The organism is Microbacterium sp. ZW T6_19 (assembly GCF_044987465.1).
Lineage (GTDB): Bacteria > Actinomycetota > Actinomycetes > Actinomycetales > Microbacteriaceae > Microbacterium > Microbacterium natoriense_A.
On sequence record NZ_JBJDRH010000002.1, the window covers coordinates 287745 to 306994 of the forward strand.

Below are 19250 nucleotides of genomic sequence, written 5' to 3' on the forward strand. Positions count from 1 at the left end.
CCAGCGCCTCGACCGCCTCGCCGTCAACGGTGCGCGTACTCGATCGACGGGCCGGTGAACGGCTCCCACACGTCGCGCATCTCCTGAGTGAGCCGCGTCGGGCGTCCCGTGCCTGCGTCGACGAGGACGATGATGGCGGTGGAGCGCGCGTACAGCTGCCGGGACTCGGATGCCGGGTCGTTGTGCACCTCGTAGCAGACCTCGACGCTCGATCCGCCGAGCTTTCCGAACCACATCTGCACCTCGAGCGGACGCCGCTGGTACGGCACCGGCGCGAGGTACTCGATCTCCTGACGCGCGATGAGCGTCAGGATGCCCTCCTCGATCCCGGAGTCGAGCACTGCTGTCGACGGCGCCTCCTCCCCCGGGCCGGCCCGCCAGAACGCGCGCACGCGCGCCTCTTCGAGCAGCTTGAGCATCGACGTGTTGTTCACGTGGTTGAACGCGTCGAGGTCGCCCCAGCGCAGCTGGATCGGGATGTGCAGCCGAGACGTCTTTGCGGACTGCTCGGCTGCCGCGTCCGAGGCCTGCACGTCAGTCACGCGTCAGCTTGCGGTGCGTCGACCGGTGCGGCTTGGCCGCGTCAGGGCCGAGTCGCTCGATCTTGTTCTGCTCGTACGCCTCGAAGTTGCCCTCGAACCAGTACCACTTGTCGGGCTGCTCGTCGGTGCCCTCGTAAGCGAGGATGTGCGTGGCGATGCGGTCGAGGAACCACCGGTCGTGGGTGATGACCACGGCGCAACCGGGGAACTCGAGCAGGGCGTTCTCGAGCGAGCTGAGGGTCTCGACGTCGAGGTCGTTGGTCGGCTCGTCGAGGAGAAGCAGGTTGCCGCCCTCTTTCAGCGTGAGCGCGAGGTTCAAGCGGTTGCGTTCGCCGCCGGAGAGAACGCCGGCCTTCTTCTGCTGATCCGGTCCCTTGAAGCCGAACTTCGACACGTAGGCACGGGAGGGGATCTCGGTCTTGCCGACGGTGATGTAGTCGAGTCCGTCCGACACGACCTCCCACAGGGTCTTGTTGGGGTCGATGTTCGAGCGCGACTGGTCGACGTAGCTGATCTTGACGGTCTCGCCGATCTTCAGGTCGCCGCCGTCGAGCGGCTCGAGTCCGACGATCGTCTTGAACAGCGTCGTCTTTCCCACACCGTTCGGACCGATCACGCCCACGATGCCGTTCGGCGGCAGGCTGAAGCTGAGACCGTCGATGAGCGAGCGACCGTCGAAGCCCTTCTGGAGCTTCTTCGCCTCGATCACGACGCTGCCCAGTCGCGGACCCGCGGGGATCGTGATCTCTTCGAAGTCGAGCTTCCGGGTGCGCTCCGCCTCAGATGCCATCTCCTCGTACCGGGCGAGACGTGCCTTCGACTTCGTCTGGCGACCCTTGGCGCTGGCACGCACCCACTCGAGCTCCTCCTTGAGTCGCTTCGCAAGCTTGGCGTCTTTCTTGCCCTGGATCTCCAGGCGCTCGCCCTTCTTCTCGAGATAGGTCGAGTAGTTGCCCTCGTAGCCGATCAGACGTCCGCGGTCGACCTCGGCGATCCATTCAGCGACGTGGTCGAGGAAGTACCGGTCGTGGGTGATCGCGATCACCGCGCCCTTGTACGCCTGCAGGTGCTGCTCGAGCCAGAGCACGCTCTCGGCGTCGAGGTGGTTGGTGGGCTCGTCGAGCAGAAGCAGGTCCGGCTTCTGCAGCAGAAGCTTGGCGAGTGCGACGCGACGCTTCTCTCCACCGGAGAGCGGTGCGATCGCGGCGTCCGCCGGCGGAGTGCGTAGTGCGTCCATAGCCTGATCCAGCTGGGAGTCGAGGTCCCAGCCGTCGGCGGCGTCGATCTCCTCCTGGAGGGAGCCCATCTCGGCGAGCAGCGCGTCGAAGTCGGCATCCGGATCGGCCATCAGAGCCGAGATCTCGTTGAAGCGGTCGAGCTTCGCCTTGATCGCGATGCCGTCCTGGATGTTCTCGATGACGGTCTTCGACTCGTCGAGTTCGGGCTCCTGCATCAGGATGCCGACGGAGAATCCAGGAGACAGCTTCGCCTCCCCGTTGGAAGGCGTGTCGAGGCCGGCCATGATCTTGAGGATCGTCGACTTTCCGGCGCCGTTCGGGCCGACCATGCCGATCTTGGCTCCAGGAAGGAACGCCATGGTGACGTCGTCGAGGATGAGCTTGTCGCCCACCGCCTTACGCGCTCGAACCATCGAGTAGATGTACTCAGCCACCGAAAATGCTCCTTCTGTCGGCGTCGAAGATCGACACTCCAGCCTACCGGCCCTGTGCTGTGCCGTTGTCGTGAGCGCCGAGCGGTCACCAGTCGATTGCGCGCGTGCTCCCGACGAGACAGCGTCCTTCAGCGAGCTGCGGCAGAACCACGGTGACGGGTTCACCCGTCGACGGGCCCACCTGGCCGACCAGGCATTCCGTCTCGCCCCATCGCACGGAGAACTGCAGAGTCTCAGCGGCGTTGCCGACGGTGGACTGATCCTGCGTCACCTGCATGGCTGCACGGTCGAAGCCCGCTGCGATCAGCGCATCGATGTAGGCACGCCCGGATACGCGTTGGTCCGTGGACCACACCTGCGCGGTGACAGCCGTGAACAGCGGAAGGTTGTCGGCGGCGGAGCCGTCGGCGACGAGCACCGGGCCCTCCGAGCTCGGGGGTGCGGTCGGACTCTCCTGTGCGCCGTCTGTCGTCGTCGGCGTCGGCGTGGACGTCGGTGCGCAAGCGGACAGAACGAGAATCATGGCAGCGGCGGCACCCGACAGCACGATGCGCGATGCGGAGGAGGCCGGTCGTCGTAGCACGAACCGAGTCTACGGGCCGCCCTCCCCCGAACCTGCACATGCGCCGCGTCCGCGCGACGTTCAGTTGAGCACCGTGGTCTCGTCCTTCACCTCCTCGTCACCGGTCGCCCATGACACGTCGATGTCGTCGAGCAGGTTCTCCTCGTCGTCGCTCACCTCGCCGGTCACGGGATCGGGGTACAGCTGTCCGGACTGAGCCGGGGCTGCCGCGACATCGCCGCGCGTGGGCGAGCCGTCGGCATCTCCGAACTCGCGACTCGCCGTGATGACCCTCGAGCGGGGCATGTAGCTGCTCGTCCCCCAGCGAAGATCGTGGCCGATCGCCTCCGCATCGATGTCGACGCTGGTGCCGTGCTTTCCGTTCGCCTCCCAGTTCCGGATCTTCAACCTCCCGGTGACGATGACACTGTCGCCCGTGTGCAGCGAGGCGCGCACATGCTCCGCCAGCTGACGGAACGCGGCGACGCTGAACCAGTTGGTCTCCGCGTCGATCCAGGTGTTGGTCGCCTGGTCGAACCGGCGGTGCGTACTCGCCAGGCGGAAGTTGGTGACCGGTGTGCCGCCGGCCGTGCGCCCGGTCGTCGGGTCTGTGGCCACCTTGCCGACGATGGTCAGGATCTCCGTCATGTTCTTCTCCTCTGCAAGCCGGGGCATGCCCGGATCGCTCCAGGATGCGCCGCATGGCGGACCCCGGGTGGGCGCTGACGCACCTTCTGTGGAGAAGCCGTCGATCTTCACCGGCTGTGCAGGAACAGTCCAGGTGGGAGGGCATAACCCGATGTCGGAGGCCCCCCGTAGCGTCGGATCAGGAAGGAGTCACCGATGTCCGACAAGCTGATCCAGTCCGCACCCGAAGTTCCCTACGCCGCTCCGCGATTGCGTTCCTCACGAGAGCATCTCGTGCGGGCGTCCGCTCACCTGTGGCGCGTCCAAGACGCGTCCGGCCGGCTTCTCGGACATCTTCGGATGATCGCCGACCCTCTGGGCATCCGTTATCGCGCCGAGCGACTGCATCTCGCCACCGGGCAGTTCCGCCTGGTCGGCGACTTCTGGCGGGCCGACGACGCCGTCGCTGCGCTGCGCAACGGCTGAGCCCCGTCGAAGTAGTCGTCGTGCCCCCTGCTGGATTCGAACCAGCGACCGACAGATTAGAAGGCTGTTGCTCTATCCACTGAGCTAAGAGGGCGTGCCGTTCAACCGTACCGTGCTCCACGCAACCGATGTCGGCACCGTCGATAGGATGATCGAATGGTATCTGCGTCCGAGAACGACCGACTGGTCTGGATCGACTGTGAGATGACCGGCCTCGACCTCGCGGTCGACGAGCTCGTCGAGATCGCGGTCGTCATCACTGATTTCGAGCTCCGTCCCGTCGATCCGGGCTTCCAGGTGGTGATCCGCGCGAGCGAGGCTGCGCTCGAGAACATGAACGACTTCGTGACGAACATGCACACCTCGTCCGGCCTCATCGAGGAGATCCCGCTGGGCGTCTCCTTGGAGGACGCGCAGGCGCAGACACTCGCGTACATCAAGCGCTTCGTGCCGCTGGAGCGCAAAGCTCCGCTCGCCGGCAACACGATCGGCACGGATCGGATGTTCCTCGCGAAGTACATGCCCGACGTCGACGGCTGGCTGCATTACCGCAACGTCGATGTGTCGAGCATCAAGGAGCTGTCTCGCCGCTGGTATCCGCGAGCGTTCTTCCACGCCCCGGCGAAAGACGGAGGGCATCGTGCCCTCGCCGACATCCTCGAGTCGATCCGCGAGCTCCAGTACTACCGTCAGGCCGTCTTCGTGACAGAGCCCGGCCCGACGAGCGAGGAAGTCCGCGAGATCGCCTCCTCCGTCGTGTCAAAGTTCGCTCCGAACATGTAATAGACTCGTCTGGTTGCCCGATGCGTCGGGCACATGGTGGCTATAGCTCAGTTGGTAGAGCACCGCGTTGTGGTCGCGGGGGTCGCGGGTTCGAGTCCCGTTAGCCACCCCAAGCGAAGCCCCGGCTCATCGAGCCGGGGCTTCTTGCATTTCTGACACTTCGGGAATACCCCCACTGGGTATGGGGTTCTCGTCAGCATGGAGAGCCACGAGCAGATGCACAGCGAGCACCACCAGCACGCGACACCTGAGATGCAGAAGCATGCGCACCACGCGGGGCACGAAGGTCACGCCGGGCATGCGGGCCACGCCGATCGGTTCCGGCGGCTCTTCTGGATCATGCTGCTGATCGCCGTTCCCGTCGTCACGACCTCTCCGATGTTCGGGATGATCCTGGGCTACGAAGTGACCGGTTGGGCGCGATGGATCGCACCGGCACTCGGCACCGTCATGTACGTGTGGGGCGGCGCCCCCTTCCTCACCGGCGCCGTGGACGAGATCAGGTCCCGCCGACCCGGCATGATGCTTCTGATCGGACTCGCGATCACGGTCGCCTTCCTCGCTTCCTGGGGCGCGAGCCTCGGAATCCTGCATCACGAACTCGAGTTCTGGTGGGAACTCGCACTGCTGATCGTGATCATGCTCCTCGGTCACTGGATCGAGATGCGTTCGCTCGCACAGACCACGTCCGCTCTCGACTCGCTCGCCGCGCTGCTCCCCGACGAGGCCGAGCGCGTCGACGGCGCGAACATCGTGCAGGTGAGCCCCGCGGATCTGCAGATCGACGACGTCGTCATCGTCCGCCCGGGGGGACGGATGCCGGTCGACGGAATCATCGTGCAGGGTTCCGCACAGCTCGACGAATCGATGATCACCGGCGAATCCCGCACAGTGCGCAGGGCCGTCGGCGATCGAGTGGTGGCCGGAACCGTGGCGACCGACTCCGGCCTTCGGGTGCGGGTCACTGCCATCGGTGCCGACACGGCCCTGGCCGGCATCCAGAAGCTCGTCGCCGACGCTCAGGCGTCGTCCTCACGCGCTCAGCGCATCGCCGACCGGGCCGCTGCGTGGCTGTTCTGGTTCGCGCTGGCCGCAGCAGCGGTCACCGCTCTCATCTGGACGGTGCTCGGGATGCCGGACGATGCCGTCATTCGGGCGATCACCGTGCTCGTGATCGCCTGCCCTCACGCCCTCGGTCTCGCGATCCCTCTCGTCGTGTCGATCGCCACCGAGCGAGCGGCCAAGGCCGGGGTGCTCGTGAAGGATCGTCTGGCGCTCGAGACGATGCGCACGGTCGACACCATCCTCTTCGACAAGACGGGCACCCTCACGAAAGGCGCACCTGCTGTGACCGGCGTGGCGCCCGTCGAGCCGTTCGGGGAGGACGAGCTGCTGGCGCTGGCCGCCTCCGCCGAGCACGACTCCGAACATCCGCTGGCCAAGGCCATCGTCGCCGCCGCCCAGGAGCGCGGCCTGGACGTCCCCGCTTCCACCGACTTCTCCTCCTCTCCCGCCATCGGTGTAAGCGCCCGCGTCGGCGGGCGCGTGGTTCAGGTGGGCGGTCCGAACCTCCTCCGCGAGAGCCGCGCCGCGGAGCTGTCCGTGGCCGACGACTGGCGTCGCGAAGGAGCGATCATCCTCCACGTGCTCGTCGACCACGTCGTCGCCGGAGCGTTGCGTCTTGCCGATGAGATCAGGCCCGAATCCCGGGAGGCCGTGCGGTCACTGCATTCCCGAGGAATCCACGTGGTCATGATCACAGGCGATGCGGCCGCGGTCGCCGAGCACGTCGGCACGGAACTCGGCATCGACCGCATCTACGCGGGCGTGCGTCCTGAAGACAAGTCGTCGAAGGTTCGCGAGCTCCAGGCGGAGGGGCGCACGGTCGCGATGATCGGGGACGGCGTGAACGACGCCCCGGCCCTCAGCCAGGCCGACGTCGGCCTGGCGATCGGCGCGGGCACGGACGTCGCCATCGCCTCAGCGGGCGTGATCCTCGCGGGAAGCGATCCGCGCAGCGTCCTCTCGGTGATCGACCTGTCCACGGCGAGCTATCGGAAGATGACGCAGAATCTCTGGTGGGCGGCCGGCTACAACCTCCTGTCGGTTCCGCTGGCGGCCGGCGTGCTGGCGCCGTTCGGATTCGTGTTGCCGATGTCGGTCGGAGCGATCCTGATGTCGCTCTCCACAATCGTCGTCGCGCTCAACGCGCAGCTGCTGCGCCGGCTGGACCTGCGGCCGGCACCAGAGCGCTGAGAGCGTCAGCCCTTAGAATCGACGAGTGTCTTCCGCCCTCTGGGGCACGCTCCTCGCCGCGTGCATCGTCATCAGCTTCACGCCAGGAGCCGGCGCGATCAACACCATGTCGAACGCGCTCAGCCAGGGCTGGCGACGCTCGATCTGGGGCATCATCGGCCAGCAGCTCGCTCTGATCGTCCACGTCATCATCGTGGCGGCGGGAGTCGGCCTGATCGTCTCTCAGTCCGAGTTGCTGTTCAACATCATCCGATACGCCGGCGCCGCCTATCTCGTCTATCTCGGCATCCGTCTGATCCTTGCGAAGCCCACGCTCTCTTCGACCGACGACGACCCCGTGGCCGACGCACCGAGCGAGGGCCGCTGGTCGATGGTGCGTCGGGGCCTGTGGGTGAACCTGCTCAACCCGAAGGCGATCGTGTTCTTCCTCGCGTTCATCCCCCAGTTCGTGCGTCTCGACCAGCCGCAGCTGCCCCAGTACTTGACCATCATCGTCACGACGATCGCTGTCGACATCGTGGTCATGTGGGGCTTCTTCGCGGCAGCAGCGCGACCGTTCCGCCGGCTCGCTCGCTCGGAGCGAGGACAGCGGACGCTCAACATCGTCTTCGGATGTCTGTTCATCGTGGTCGCCGCGCTCCTCGCGCTTGTGCACTGATCCGCGGGCTTAGACTCACGCTGTGTCGATCCGGATCCTCGTCGTCGATGATGAGCCGCAGCTCGCCGAGCTCGTCGCCAGGCATCTCGAGCGAGAGGGCTATCGCGCGGCGACTGCCGATGACGGCGTAGCGGCGCTCACCCTCGCCTCTGGCGGCGACTTCGACCTCGCCATCGTCGATGTGAACATGCCGGGGATGACCGGGTTCGAGGTGTGCCGCCGTCTGAAGCAGATCGACGGATCTATCAGAGTGCTGATGCTGTCGGCCCGCGATGCGGTCGATGACCGCGTCCACGGACTCGACTCCGGCGCTGACGACTACCTCACCAAACCGTTCGAGTTCGCCGAGCTGTTCGCTCGACTCCGCGTGCTCACGCGGCGAAACGGCAGCGCGCAGCTGCACTGGCGTGCGGGCGACCTCGCGCTTTCGGTCGATCGCGGGGCCATCACAGTGGGAGAGGCGAACCTGCAGCTCAGCAGGCGCGAATTCGACCTGCTGAAGACGCTGGTGCAGCATGCTGGGGAGACGGTCTCGAGACCAGCGCTGCTCGCCGAGGTCTGGGGTTCGGAGCACTTCGAATCGAACGTCGTCGATCAATACGTCGGCTACCTTCGCCGCAAGCTCGACTCGATGGGATCGGCAGCCCAGATCGTCACCGAACGCGGAGTCGGCTTCCGACTGCTTTCGGGAGGAACTGACTGATGAGGCGACGGATCTCACTGCGGGCCCGCATCACGATCGGTTCCACCCTCGTCGCCGTGCTGCTGCTCGCCGGCGCGTCCGCCATCGTGTACGCGCATCTCACCGGGATCGTGGCCGACAAGGAGCGGGCGATCCTGCACGGCATCACCGAGGTGTATCGCGGGGCGATCCAGGAAGATCCGAATGAGCGCTTCCCGCCCCCGGGGGTCAAGCAGCACGTGGCGATCGTCGCGCCCGACGGAACCGAGCGCATGAACACCTTCCCGGCTGGCCTCCTCGACCACGCCACGGAGATCATCGCGGAAGGTCCTCGCCTGCAACACGTCCGCGCCGGCAGCAAGACCTTCTTCGTGTACGTCGATCCCGTCGAGACCGCGGACGGCACGTGGTACGTCCTGGCCACACGAGACACGGACATCGCCGAGGACGTGCTCTCCGACGTGGTCCGTCTGATGGTGCTCGTGCTGGCCGCAGGGGCGCTCGTATTCGCCGCGGGTTCGTGGTTCGTCGCAGGAGCCGCCCTGCGCCCGGTGGATCACATGCGACGCAGTGCGCAGACGCTCGTCGTCTCACGCCGCGGCGAGCTGCTCCCCGTCGGAGACGCGCACGACGACCTCGCCGACCTCGCCCGCACGCTCAACGACCTGCTCGAACGCATGCGGGCTGCGACCGACAGGGAGCGGCAGATGGTCTCGGACGCGAGCCACGAGCTGCGCAATCCCCTGGCCGTCCTGCAGGCGCAGTTCGAGCTGATCGATGGATCGGATGCCGCCGCCGACGCCACCGCCATCCGCGAAGCGCGCGCGACGCTCGCCCGTCTCACGAGGATCGCCGACTCGCTTCTGCAGCTCTCTCGCATCGACGCCGTCGGCGATGCCGGATCGGCCACGGCAGAGCAGCTCGTCGACGCCGTCACGGATCGTATCGACCGGTTGCGTCTGCAGAGCTCCGAGCGGACACCGGGGCGAAACGTCGACCTCGACTTCGTCATCGACGTGGCAGACGACCGAGTCCGGCTCCGCGTCCGTGCCGACGACTTCACCCGGATCATCGACAACCTCGTGGACAACGCGCTCTCCGCCGCAGAATCGGAGGACGTGCGCATCCTCGTCTCGCTCGCGGTGACCTCCGACGGTGCACGCCTCGCCGTCAGCGACGACGCAGGAGGTTTCGACCCGGAGGTCGCCGATCGCGCCTTCGAACGATTCGTCCGCGGCCGAGCACCGTCCTACTCCGGCAGCGGGCTCGGTCTCGCGATCGTCGCAGGGCTGGCTGAGAAGAGCGGCGGCGAGGCCCTCATCGAGAACCGTCAGGGCGTCGGCGCCACCGTCGTCGTGACCTTCGGCGTCGCCGACGACTGAGACGGGCCCCGCGCAGAGCGATCCGCGAAGACCCACGAGCGATATGCGGCGAACCTGACGGCGGAACCGGCGATCAGTCCGACCACGTTCGCCGACACGTTGTCGGCGACAGGCGTCGTGAAGGCGAGCAGATAGTGCGACACACCCAGGCAGGCGAGAGCCACCCCGCTGCCGAGGAGACTGGCGACCAGGAACTCGAGTCCTTCACGCGCGGCATCGGATCTCCGCTGCTCGCGGAACGTCCACCATCTGCTTCCCATCCAGTTCACGGCGATCGCGCACACCGTCGATGCGCTCTTCGCGATCATCGGCCACGCCGCGGACTGGGACGGGTGCAGGAGCAGCAGATTGAACAGACCGACGTCGACGATCAGGCCCACACCGCCCACCGCGGCGAATTTGGCGAGCTGTGCGAGGACGGACGGCTGTCGTGTTCTCATGCGTTCAGACACGAGCGGCCTCGATCCGGAGTGTCTGCGCCTGCCGACGAGAACCGAAACGTCGGCCGATGCCCCAGCGGGTGACCTGTCCGAGCGCCTCGAGCACGATCCGTCCCGACATCTTCGACTGCCCGTGCAGTCTGTCGTCGAAGGTGATCGGCACCTCCGTCACTCGGCATCCGCTCCGCACCGCTCGATCGAGCATCTCGATCTGGAAGCAGTAGCCCCTGCTCTCCACCTGCACCGGCACGATCCGTTCCAGAGCCTCGGTCCGAAAGACCCGGTAGCCTCCCGTGATGTCCTTCTGCGGCAGCCGCAGCATCACGCCCGCATACGCACTCCCCGCTCGCGAGAGGAGGAGACGACCGGGCGACCACCTCTCCACCGTTCCGCCAGGCATCCACCGCGAGCCGATCACCACATCGGCGCCGGTCAAGGCGTCGAGCATGCGAGGAAGGTCCTCCGGACGGTGCGAGCCGTCGGCATCAGACTGCACGATCACCTCGTAACCCGATGCCGCCGCTTCTGCGAAACCGGCGATGTATGCGGGCCCGAGCCCCTGTTTCTCCGCACGGTGTAGGACGTGCACCTGCGGGATGCGGGAACTCAGCAGGTCGGCGAGTTCACCCGTGCCGTCGGGAGACGCGTCGTCGACGACGAGGATGTCGGCCGTGGGAACGCTGCTCCGCAGTCGCCCGACCACCTCCGGCAGGGTCTCGATCTCGTTGTAGGTAGGCAGAACCACGACGGTGCGCGCGATCATGATGTTCCCTTCTGGAACTCGTAGACGATGGTGCGATGGACGTCTGTGCGGGAGACCTGGGTGAATCCGGCCCGCAGCAGCGCGGCGATGTCGTCCTCGGCCGAACCGGAGGAACCGGTCTCGAGCAGCCAGACGGTGCCGTCGTCCAGCGTGGGCGCCAGGTCGGAGACGACATCCATGCGATCCCACAGGCCATCGGTCTGCTCGGCGGGAGTGATCAGCTGCGGATCCTCGAGTCCGGCGAAGGCTTCCGGATAGAGACGGTAGATCAACCTCGGCGCTCGGGATGGACGGGTGCCGGTACCGAAGAGGATCGTGTCGCCGGGATCGCTCCGTGCGGCGACCTCCGCCGCCACAGCACGTCCGTCCGCCGCGCCGTCCTTCGCGAACGGAGTGCGCTGGTGCACGAACTCGGGTACCAGGACCACGGCGCTGATCGCGATGAGAGATGCCCCCGCCAGCGCACCTCCCCTGACGCCGAGCCGCTGCGCGACATCGACGAGCGCCCACGCCCCGGAGGAGATGAGGAGCGCGACAGCACCCAGACTGATCGAGAGATATCGCGGGTTGTACGTGGGCGACACGAAGACGTCGAGGACCACGAGCACCGCGGCCGGGGCCAGCAGCCACACCAGCGTCGGCAACGCCCCCGGGATGGAGCGGCGGCGCCGCACCACGACGAGCACGCCGATCACGAGAAGAGGAAGGAGAAGCGCCGCAGGGGCTGGATGCGCGAACCACGGCGTCACGAACCAGCCGCGAGGCGACATGTAGCCGCGATGCGCGAGAAAGGCCACCTGCCCCCGCTGGGTCGACGCCGCCAGGATGATCGGGGCTGCGAGAACCGCGGCGATCAGCATCGATCCGATCCAGCGCCGAGCGACGCGGCCATGGAACGTGCGCCACGTGAACAGCCACGCGGCGTGGACCATCGGCATCAGCAGCAGATAGAGGAACAGGGTGCCGCCCGCCGCCACTGCCACGCCGTACAGCACCCAGATCACACGACCGGATCCGCGATCGACGATGTGCACGAACAGGACGGTGACCCACACGGCGGCGGCAGCGGCGAGGGCGTAGCCGCGCGCCTCCACCGCGAGCACGCCGGCGCGCGGGATCAGCGGGATGAGCACGCCTGCGAGGATCGCCGTGCGGGCGTCGTACCAGCGTCGGCCGAGGACGACGACCCCCGCGGCCAGGAATCCGATCCCGATCGCGCTGGGCGCCCGTGTCGACCATTCGCTGCTGCCGAAGAGGTCTATCCACACATGAAGCAGGGCGTAGTACAGACCGTGCACCGCGTCGACTGTGCTGAGCTCTGCCGTGAGGCTCTCCCACGACCGCTGCGCCGACAGCACGCTGGCCGCCTCATCGCCCCAGTAAGAGGGGACGCCCGCTCCCACGTAGGCCACGAGCCCTGCTGCCAACCCGATCCACAGGGATGCTCGCCTCGTCGGACGCGGCGCCGGCCCGGCACCGCGTCTGACGACGACCGGACGATCCAGAGTGACCATGCAGACAGCCTTCTCCGCGTACTTCGCCGTCAGCCCGGAGAAGCGGCATCGAATCATGAGAGAACTCACATGATCGCCGACGGCAATAGGCTGGACGATGATGGAGATGGATGCGGAGAGCTTCGAGGAACTCGTGATCGCCGAGCTCGACCGGCTGCCGGACGACATGGTGGACGGTCTCGACAACGTCGTGTTCGTGGTCGAGGATCGGCCGGAGGACGGAAGCCTGGATCTTCTCGGCCTCTATGACGGTCTCGCGCTCACAGAGCGCGGCGGGTACGGCATGGGCGAGCTACCGGATCGCATCGTGATCTACCGCGAACCCCACCTGTCCGAGTGCGACTCCGAGGAGGAGCTCCGCGAGGAGGTGCACACCACACTGGTCCACGAGATCGCGCACTTCTACGGAATCGACGACGAGCAGCTGCACGAGATGGGGTGGGCATGAGCACGCCGCTGAGCACGCCGGATGTCGACGAGGAGCTCGGCCTGAGCGCCGCGCCCGGAGAACCCTGGCAGGTGGTCGTGTGGAACGACCCCGTGAATCTCATGAGCTACGTCGTGCGCGTGTTCCGCACCTACTTCGGCTATTCGCACGACCGCGCGACGCAGCTCATGCTCGCGGTGCACCACGACGGACACGCGATAGTGGCGACCGGACCGCGCGAGACCATGGAGGTGCACGCCCAAGCCATGCATGACTTCGGACTCTGGGCGACGGTGCGGAAGGTGCCGCAGTGACCGCCGACCTCGTGCGGGTGCAGATCGCTCCCGCAGAGGAACTGCAGCTGCATCGACTGGTCCAGGACTTCCGCGATCTCATCGGCGCTGATCGGGATCTCGCCGATCCTGCACTCGCACGGCTGACGCCCAGCCCGTATCCGAACGACGTCGAGGCCGCACGTGAGTTCCGCACAGCCACGGAGGCGGACCTGCTCGGCCGGCGCGACGCGGATGCCGCGACCGTGAGTGCCGCTCTCGCCTCGATCGAGGATGATCTCGCCGGGATGTCCGATGACGATGCCTTCGCGGAGCGCGAAGTCGCCATTCCGGTGGAAGACATCGACGCGTGGCTGCGCACGCTCACCGCCATCCGGCTCGTGATCGCGACACGCCTCGGAATCGACAGCGAAGAGGACCACGATCCGGTCGACGCGCGGTTCGGCGTGTACGACTGGCTGGGCTATCGCCTCGAGCTGCTGATCGAGGCCGCAGAAGAGTTGGGCGTGTGAAGCGGATTCACGGCACGGTCACGACGCGGGTCGCGAGCGAACGCGGATCATCGCGTTCGATGTGCCGGAGCTCCTGTTGCGCCCATCGGTCCCAGTGGGGTCGATAGGTGTCGCCATCACGGGCGAGCGCGCGGGCCTTGCGCCCTGCCTCCCCGGATTCCACCCAGATGCCGATGTCTGCGATCGCGGCCGTCGTCGGGGTCAGGATGCCGCTGCCTTCGACGATCACTCCGAGTGCGGGGTTGACGGCGAAGCTCTCCGCCTGAACGCCGCGCTCCCAGTCCCAACGATGCCAGGTGCTGTGATAGCCGCGCCCGTGAGGTTTGAGGATCCGTTCCAGCGCGTGTTCGACGCCCGCATCCAATCCGTCCCAGCCGGGATAGATCGAGTCGAGGGCGATCAGCTGCACGCGGCCGGCGAGCGGCCATCGATCGGCCAGCCGACGGGCGAGAGAGGTCTTCCCTGCACCGCTTCGTCCGTCGATCAGGACGACAGGATTAGCCGCCGCCAGCGCGCGCACATCGGCATCGATCAGCGTCGCCGCGCGCTCCAGCGCGACGGCGACAGGATCGTCACTTCTTGAGTGCACGGATGATGCGGCTGATCCCGCGACCGGCGACCCACACGAACGGGATGGCGACAGCGAGCAGCGAGACGAGGTTCGGCTCGAAGCGGAGCCCCTCTTCGCGGCGGATGTACACGCCCAGCGGGATCGCGACGCCTCCGCCGCCTCCGCCCTCGCCTTCGGTGCCGTCGGCTCCGCCGGACCCGCCACCGAAGCCGGTCCACGTCAGTGCGACGGGCGTGAACTCCGCCCCGTCGACCGTCTGGGTCGCCCCGTAGGCGCTGTTGACGCCGAACGAGCCGGCGTTCTTCCCTAGTTCAAGTGCAATATTGGGCATGAGTCCACGCTAACCCAGGAGGCGCCCGCGCGAGAGGTCAATCCAGGCCGCGAGCCTTCGGATGTCTGGCGGTGCCGCGTCCCTCGTCCCGGCCGAGGTGCCGCGCCCTGGTGATCGTCGACGTGCCGAAGCGCGCCACAGCCGTGTCGACAGCGCCCTCGACCTTGCGCCAGTCCTCGTCGTCATCCCAGAGCGCGATGCCGCCGCCTCCGGCTGGTCTCAGCTTCTCGGCGCGCACGCCGACCAGGCGCACAGGATCTCTGCTCGCGATCTGCTCGAAAAGCGTCTGTGCGGCTTCGCCGATGCGCTGCCCTACGGCTGTGGGCTCGGCGAGGGTCTGCGACCGGTTCACTGTGCGGAAGTCGTCGAATCGCACTTTGATCGCGACCGTCCCGGCTTCCCACCCCGCACGACGGAGCCTGGCAGCCACGCGGTCGGCGAGTCTCAGCAGCTCGGAGCGCAGGAACACCCGGTCGGTGATGTCGACGTCGAACGTCTCCTCATGACCGACGCTCTTCTCGACGCGCTCCGTGTCGACCGCGCGGGCGTCCTGCCCGCGGGCCAGCTGCGCGATGCGCGCGCCGAGGGCGGGCCCTACGGCACGATCGAGCATGTCCTGAGACGACTCCCTGATGTCGAGAATCGTGCGGATGCCGCGCGACTCCAGCGATTCCGCGGCCTTCGGGCCCACACCCCACATGGCCTTGACGGGTCGCGGAGCGAGGAAGTCGAGCGTGTCGGATGCCGCCACCACGAGCATCCCGTCGGGTTTCGCGATCGTCGACGCCATCTTGGCGACGTGCTTGGTCGCGGCCACACCGACGCTGCACGTGATGCCGACCTCGTCTCTGACGCGCTCTCTGATGATCCGCGCGATCCGCGCGGGACTCCCCCAGAGCCGGCGCACGCCCTGCACATCGAGGAACGCCTCGTCCACCGACAGCGGTTCGACCAGCGGTGTGATGGACTCGAAGATCGCCATCACCTGGCGCGAGACCTCTTGGTAGCGATCGAAATGCGGCATCACGATGCGCGCCGAGGGGCACAGGCGGATCGCCTGCGCGACGGGCATCGCCGCGTGCACGCCGTAGCGCCGAGCCTCGTACGAAGCACTGGAGACGACCGATCGGCCGTCCGGGGCACCGATGATCAACGGAAGGCCGCGCAGACTCGGGTCGTCGAGCACCTCGACCCCCGCGTAGAACGCATCCATATCGACGTGCAGGATGCGGGTGCCCGAGTCGTCGGCGTCGGCGAGAGAGACGAGCCGCCCCGATCCGTCACCGTGTCCCATGCACTCATTCTCCCCCGCGCCACCGACACTGCGCCTGATACGAAGAGGTCCCGCACGGCCTGCGGCGGTGCGGGACCTCTTGAGATGCGAGCACTACTGCGCGGCGCGCTCCAGGATCAGCTCGCGCACGCGCGCGGCATCCGCCTGACCCTTCATCGCCTTCATGACTGCGCCGATCACTGCGCCGGCCGCCTGGACCTTGCCGTCCTTGATCTTGGCGAGGACGTCGGGCTGGGCAGCGAACGCGTCATCGATCGCCGCGATCAGGGCGCCGTCATCCGAGACCACGGCGAGACCGCGACCGTCGACGACCTCCTGCGGAGCGCCTTCGCCCGCGATGACGCCCTCGAGGACCTGACGTGCGAGCTTGTCGGTCAGAGTGCCCGCATCGACGAGCTTCTGCAGAGCGGCGACGTTCTCGGGGCTGACCAGCTCGGCCGCGTCTTTCTCCTGAGAGTTCGCGAGACGGGTGATCTCACCGGTCCACCACTTGCGCGCAGCGGCGGGTGCGGCTCCGGCGGCGATCGTCGACTCGACCACCTCGAGCAGACCCCCGTTGCGGACATCCTGGAACTCGAGGTCGGTGAAGCCCCACTCGGCCATCAGCCGACGACGACGAGCCACCGGCTGCTCAGGGAGCGCGGCGCGCAGCTCCTCGATCAGATCGGGTGCCGGACGCACCGGAAGCAGGTCGGGCTCAGGGAAATAGCGGTAGTCGTCGGCGTCCGACTTCGGGCGACCCGGCGAGGTCGTGCCGGTGTCCTCGTGCCAGTGGCGGGTCTCCTGCGTGATGGTTCCGCCGTCGGCGAGGATCTGCGCCTGACGCTGGATCTCGTACCGGACGGCGCGCTCGACCGAGCGCATCGAGTTGACGTTCTTCGTCTCCGTGCGCGTGCCCAGCTTCTCCTGGCCGCGCGGGCGCAGCGACACGTTCGCGTCGCAGCGCAGGTTGCCGCGCTCGAGACGCGCCTCGGAGATGCCGAGGCTGCGCACGATGTCGCGGATCGTCTGCACGTACGCCTTCGCGACCTCGGGGGCGCGGTGCTCGGTGCCGAAGATCGTCTTCGTGACGATCTCGACCAGCGGAACGCCTGCGCGGTTGTAGTCGACGAGCGAGTACTCGGCGCCCTGGATGCGACCGGTCGCACCGCCCATGTGAGTCAGCTTGCCCGCGTCCTCCTCCATGTGCGCGCGCTCGATCGGGATCTGCACGATGGTGCCGTCTTCGAGCTCGACTTCGACGGATCCCTCGTACGCGATGGGCTCGTCGTACTGCGAGATCTGATAGTTCTTGCCGAGATCCGGGTAGAAGTAGTTCTTGCGCGCGAACCGGCTCGATTCTGCGATCGAGCAGCCCAGAGCGAGGCCCAGGCTGATCGACGAGCGGATCGCGGTCGCGTTCACGACGGGCAGAGAACCCGGCAGGCCCAGATCGACCGGGGCGATGAGCGTGTTCGGCTCGGCCGCGTGATACGCCTCGTTCGCCGGGTTCGGAGCACCCGAGAACATCTTCGTGTTCGTGTTGAGTTCGACGTGCACCTCGAAACCGAGCACCGGCTCGAACATCTCGAGCGCCTTGTCGAAGTCCATCAGCTTCGCCGTGGCCATCAGCGGTTCCCTCCGTTCAGCTGGGGTGCTCGGGTGAGAAGCGGGGCTCCCCACGAGTCGAGGAGCAGAGCCTCGAGGGCCGCGCCGACGCGGTACAGACGTGCGTCCTCGCGGGCGGGGGCGAGGAACTGGATGCCGACGGGCAGCCCGTCGTCTTCGGAGAGTCCGCTCGGGATCGAGATGCCGGGCACCCCGGCGAGGTTCGCCGGGATCGTGGTGAAATCGTTCAGGTACATCTGCAGCGGGTCGTCCAGCTGTTCCCCCAGCTTGAACGCGGTGGTGGGAGCGGTCGGCGTCGCGATCACGTCGACGTCGGCGAAGGCGGCGGCGAAGTCCTGCTGGATCAGCGTGCGGACCTTCTGCGCACTGCCGTAGTAGGCGTCGTAGTAGCCGGCCGACAGGGCGTAGGTGCCGAGGATGATGCGGCGCTTGACCTCGTCGCCGAAGCCCGCGTCGCGCGTGGCGGACATGACGTCCTCGACGGTGGGGCTGCCGTCGGGCGTGATGCGCAGTCCGAAGCGCACAGAGTCGAACTTCGCCAGATTGCTGGACGCCTCGGCGGGAAGGATCAGGTAGTAGGCCGCGACGCCGTACTCGAAGTGCGGAGCTCCGATCTCGACGAGCTCAGCGCCGTGCGCTTCGAGCAGAGCCAGTGACGCGCGGAAGGACGCCGCGACACCGGGCTGGAACCCGCTGTCGGGGAGCTCGCGGATCACGCCGACCTTCAGCCCCTTCAGCACATCTCCGCGCGCGCCCTCACGGGCGGCATCGGCGAACGACGGCCAGGCGTCGGTCAGCGACGTGGAGTCCTGCGGATCGTGCCCGCCGATCACATCGTGCAGCAGGCCCGAGTCGAGCACCGTGCGGGTGACGGGACCGACCTGATCGAGGCTCGACGCCAGAGCGATCGCACCGTAACGGCTCACGCCGCCGTATGTCGGCTTCACGCCGACGGTGCCGGTGACGTGCGCCGGCTGACGGATCGATCCACCCGTGTCCGAGCCGAGGGCGAGAGGCGCCTCGAACGCGGCGACAGCAGCGGCCGAGCCGCCGCCTGAACCGCCCGGGATGCGGTCGAGATCCCACGGGTTGCGGGTCGGTCCGTAAGCGGAGTGCTCAGTGGAAGAGCCCATCGCGAACTCGTCCATGTTCGTCTTGCCGAGCGGGATGAGACCGGCGGCGCGAGAGCGGGCGACGACGGTCGCATCGTAGGGCGATCGGTATCCCTCGAGGATGCGGGAGCCGCTCGTGGTCGGCTGGTCGGTTGTGACCAGGACGTCCTTGATCGCGAGCGGAACGCCGGCGATCGGACCGAGCTGCTCACCCGCGGCGCGGCGGGCGTCGACATCGGCGGCCGCCGCGAGAGCGCCCTCGTTGACGTGCAGGAAGGCGTGGATGTCGCCGTCCACGGCGGCGATGCGGTCGAGATGCGCCTGCGTGGCCTCGACGCTGGAGACCTCGCGGGAGGCCAGCTTGTCGGCGAGCTCGGCCGCGGTCAGACGGATGATGTCGCTCACTGCTCTTCTCCCAGGATCGCGGTCACGCGGAACCGGCCGTCGGCCTGATCGGGCGCGTTCTGGAGCACCTGCTCGTGAGTGAGGGTGTGCCCGACCTCGTCGGGCCGGAACACGTTGCTCAGCGGGATCGGGTGGCTCGTGGCGACGATGTCGGCAGTGGCGACCTCGGACACCTTGGCGATGTTGTCGACGATGGCGTCGAGCTGGCCCGTGAGCCGCGTCACCTCGTCGTCGTTCAGCTGGATGCGCGCGAGCACGCCGAGATGGCGCACAAGATCAGGGGTGATTTCAGACACCCGGCCAGTCTACTTGGCGGCTGTCCTTCACCAT

General features: G+C 67.3%; 22 protein-coding genes and 2 tRNA genes. 10 read left to right on the forward strand and 14 right to left on the reverse strand.

Features of this window, described 5'->3' with window-relative positions; all coding sequences use genetic code 11:
• Positions 1-23: 23 nt before the first annotated feature.
• From ACI3KT_RS03850 to ssb, 4 genes are all read right to left on the reverse strand, one after another.
• Positions 24-542 carry an acyl-CoA thioesterase gene (locus tag ACI3KT_RS03850; RefSeq protein WP_404902674.1) on the reverse strand — a complete coding sequence of 173 codons (519 nt, stop codon included), beginning with the start codon at positions 540-542 and terminating at the stop codon, positions 24-26.
• Positions 535-2214 carry an energy-dependent translational throttle protein EttA gene (ettA, locus tag ACI3KT_RS03855; protein WP_292908857.1) on the reverse strand — a complete coding sequence of 560 codons (1680 nt, stop codon included), beginning with the start codon at positions 2212-2214 and terminating at the stop codon, positions 535-537. Before ettA ends, ACI3KT_RS03850 begins: the two co-directional genes overlap by 8 nt.
• An 85-nt stretch (positions 2215-2299) precedes the next feature.
• The gene (locus ACI3KT_RS03860) at positions 2300-2797 is read right to left on the reverse strand and encodes a DUF6993 domain-containing protein (protein WP_292908859.1); all 498 of its coding nucleotides are present in this window, start codon (positions 2795-2797) and stop codon (positions 2300-2302) included.
• Between the two features lie 60 nt (positions 2798-2857).
• Complete coding sequence (ssb, locus tag ACI3KT_RS03865; protein ID WP_292908861.1) at positions 2858-3424, reverse strand: single-stranded DNA-binding protein; 567 nt, start codon at positions 3422-3424, stop codon at positions 2858-2860.
• Positions 3425-3619: 195 nt separating this feature from the next.
• Between ssb and ACI3KT_RS03870 the strand changes: the two genes are divergently transcribed.
• Positions 3620-3889, forward strand: a complete 270-nt coding sequence (locus tag ACI3KT_RS03870) for a hypothetical protein (protein WP_292908863.1) — start codon at positions 3620-3622, stop codon at positions 3887-3889.
• A gap of 21 nt (positions 3890-3910) precedes the next feature.
• Here ACI3KT_RS03870 and ACI3KT_RS03875 read toward each other — a convergent pair.
• Positions 3911-3983, reverse strand: a tRNA-Arg gene (locus ACI3KT_RS03875).
• 62 nt (positions 3984-4045) lie between these two features.
• On the opposite strand from ACI3KT_RS03875, the gene orn reads away from it, so the two are divergent.
• The 6 genes from orn (at position 4046) to ACI3KT_RS03905 (ending at position 9650) form a co-directional block, all read left to right on the forward strand.
• On the forward strand, positions 4046-4672 hold the full coding sequence (orn, locus tag ACI3KT_RS03880; protein ID WP_404902676.1) for an oligoribonuclease: 627 nt from the start codon (positions 4046-4048) through the stop codon (positions 4670-4672).
• A gap of 36 nt (positions 4673-4708) precedes the next feature.
• Positions 4709-4784 (forward strand) — tRNA-His (locus tag ACI3KT_RS03885).
• Positions 4785-4888: 104 nt separating this feature from the next.
• Entirely contained in the window at positions 4889-6928 is a 2040-nt protein-coding gene (locus tag ACI3KT_RS03890; RefSeq protein ID WP_404902870.1) for a heavy metal translocating P-type ATPase, read from the forward strand.
• 25 nt (positions 6929-6953) lie between these two features.
• Positions 6954-7586 carry a LysE family transporter gene (locus tag ACI3KT_RS03895; protein WP_307296680.1) on the forward strand — a complete coding sequence of 211 codons (633 nt, stop codon included), beginning with the start codon at positions 6954-6956 and terminating at the stop codon, positions 7584-7586.
• A gap of 22 nt (positions 7587-7608) precedes the next feature.
• Complete coding sequence (locus ACI3KT_RS03900; RefSeq protein ID WP_404902678.1) at positions 7609-8289, forward strand: response regulator transcription factor; 681 nt, start codon at positions 7609-7611, stop codon at positions 8287-8289.
• A complete protein-coding gene (locus tag ACI3KT_RS03905; protein ID WP_404902679.1) occupies positions 8289-9650 on the forward strand; it encodes a sensor histidine kinase in 1362 nt (453 codons plus the stop codon). The genes ACI3KT_RS03900 and ACI3KT_RS03905 overlap by 1 nt, the downstream gene beginning before the upstream one ends.
• Here the strand turns inward: ACI3KT_RS03905 and ACI3KT_RS03910 are convergent.
• Genes ACI3KT_RS03910 through ACI3KT_RS03920 form a run of 3 tightly spaced genes read right to left on the reverse strand, consistent with a single transcriptional unit; the run spans position 9599 to position 12367 of the window.
• Positions 9599-10090, reverse strand: a complete 492-nt coding sequence (locus ACI3KT_RS03910; protein WP_404902681.1) for a GtrA family protein — start codon at positions 10088-10090, stop codon at positions 9599-9601. The genes ACI3KT_RS03905 and ACI3KT_RS03910 overlap by 52 nt on opposite strands.
• 4 nt (positions 10091-10094) lie before the next feature.
• Positions 10095-10853 (reverse strand): polyprenol monophosphomannose synthase, encoded by a 759-nt coding sequence (locus tag ACI3KT_RS03915; protein ID WP_307296669.1) that lies wholly within the window; start codon positions 10851-10853, stop codon positions 10095-10097.
• Entirely contained in the window at positions 10850-12367 is a 1518-nt protein-coding gene (locus tag ACI3KT_RS03920; protein WP_404902682.1) for a hypothetical protein, read from the reverse strand. Before ACI3KT_RS03920 ends, ACI3KT_RS03915 begins: the two co-directional genes overlap by 4 nt.
• A 100-nt stretch (positions 12368-12467) precedes the next feature.
• On the opposite strand from ACI3KT_RS03920, the gene ACI3KT_RS03925 reads away from it, so the two are divergent.
• From ACI3KT_RS03925 to ACI3KT_RS03935, 3 genes are read left to right on the forward strand one after another with little or no spacing between them, the layout of a single operon-like run.
• Positions 12468-12815, forward strand: coding sequence for a metallopeptidase family protein (locus tag ACI3KT_RS03925; protein WP_373426328.1), 348 nt, complete (start codon positions 12468-12470; stop codon positions 12813-12815).
• A complete protein-coding gene (gene clpS, locus ACI3KT_RS03930) occupies positions 12812-13108 on the forward strand; it encodes an ATP-dependent Clp protease adapter ClpS (RefSeq protein WP_307296663.1) in 297 nt (98 codons plus the stop codon). Before ACI3KT_RS03925 ends, clpS begins: the two co-directional genes overlap by 4 nt.
• A complete protein-coding gene (locus ACI3KT_RS03935) occupies positions 13105-13599 on the forward strand; it encodes a DUF2017 family protein (protein WP_307296661.1) in 495 nt (164 codons plus the stop codon). The genes clpS and ACI3KT_RS03935 overlap by 4 nt, the downstream gene beginning before the upstream one ends.
• A 7-nt stretch (positions 13600-13606) precedes the next feature.
• Here the strand turns inward: ACI3KT_RS03935 and ACI3KT_RS03940 are convergent, their stop codons facing one another.
• From ACI3KT_RS03940 to gatC, 6 genes are all read right to left on the reverse strand, one after another.
• On the reverse strand, positions 13607-14188 hold the full coding sequence (locus tag ACI3KT_RS03940; protein WP_292908884.1) for a hypothetical protein: 582 nt from the start codon (positions 14186-14188) through the stop codon (positions 13607-13609).
• Positions 14172-14501: a hypothetical protein gene (locus tag ACI3KT_RS03945; RefSeq protein ID WP_292908886.1), complete on the reverse strand. Its 330-nt coding sequence runs from the start codon at positions 14499-14501 to the stop codon at positions 14172-14174. Before ACI3KT_RS03945 ends, ACI3KT_RS03940 begins: the two co-directional genes overlap by 17 nt.
• A 37-nt stretch (positions 14502-14538) precedes the next feature.
• A complete protein-coding gene (gene dinB / locus ACI3KT_RS03950; protein ID WP_404902684.1) occupies positions 14539-15795 on the reverse strand; it encodes a DNA polymerase IV in 1257 nt (418 codons plus the stop codon).
• A 93-nt stretch (positions 15796-15888) separates the two neighbouring features.
• Positions 15889-17403, reverse strand: a complete 1515-nt coding sequence (gene gatB / locus ACI3KT_RS03955; RefSeq protein ID WP_404902685.1) for an Asp-tRNA(Asn)/Glu-tRNA(Gln) amidotransferase subunit GatB — start codon at positions 17401-17403, stop codon at positions 15889-15891.
• Positions 17403-18920 carry an Asp-tRNA(Asn)/Glu-tRNA(Gln) amidotransferase subunit GatA gene (gatA, locus tag ACI3KT_RS03960; RefSeq protein ID WP_307296654.1) on the reverse strand — a complete coding sequence of 506 codons (1518 nt, stop codon included), beginning with the start codon at positions 18918-18920 and terminating at the stop codon, positions 17403-17405. The genes gatB and gatA overlap by 1 nt, the downstream gene beginning before the upstream one ends.
• The gene (gene gatC, locus ACI3KT_RS03965) at positions 18917-19216 is read right to left on the reverse strand and encodes an Asp-tRNA(Asn)/Glu-tRNA(Gln) amidotransferase subunit GatC (RefSeq protein WP_292908894.1); all 300 of its coding nucleotides are present in this window, start codon (positions 19214-19216) and stop codon (positions 18917-18919) included. The genes gatA and gatC overlap by 4 nt, the downstream gene beginning before the upstream one ends.
• Positions 19217-19250: the final 34 nt, after the last annotated feature.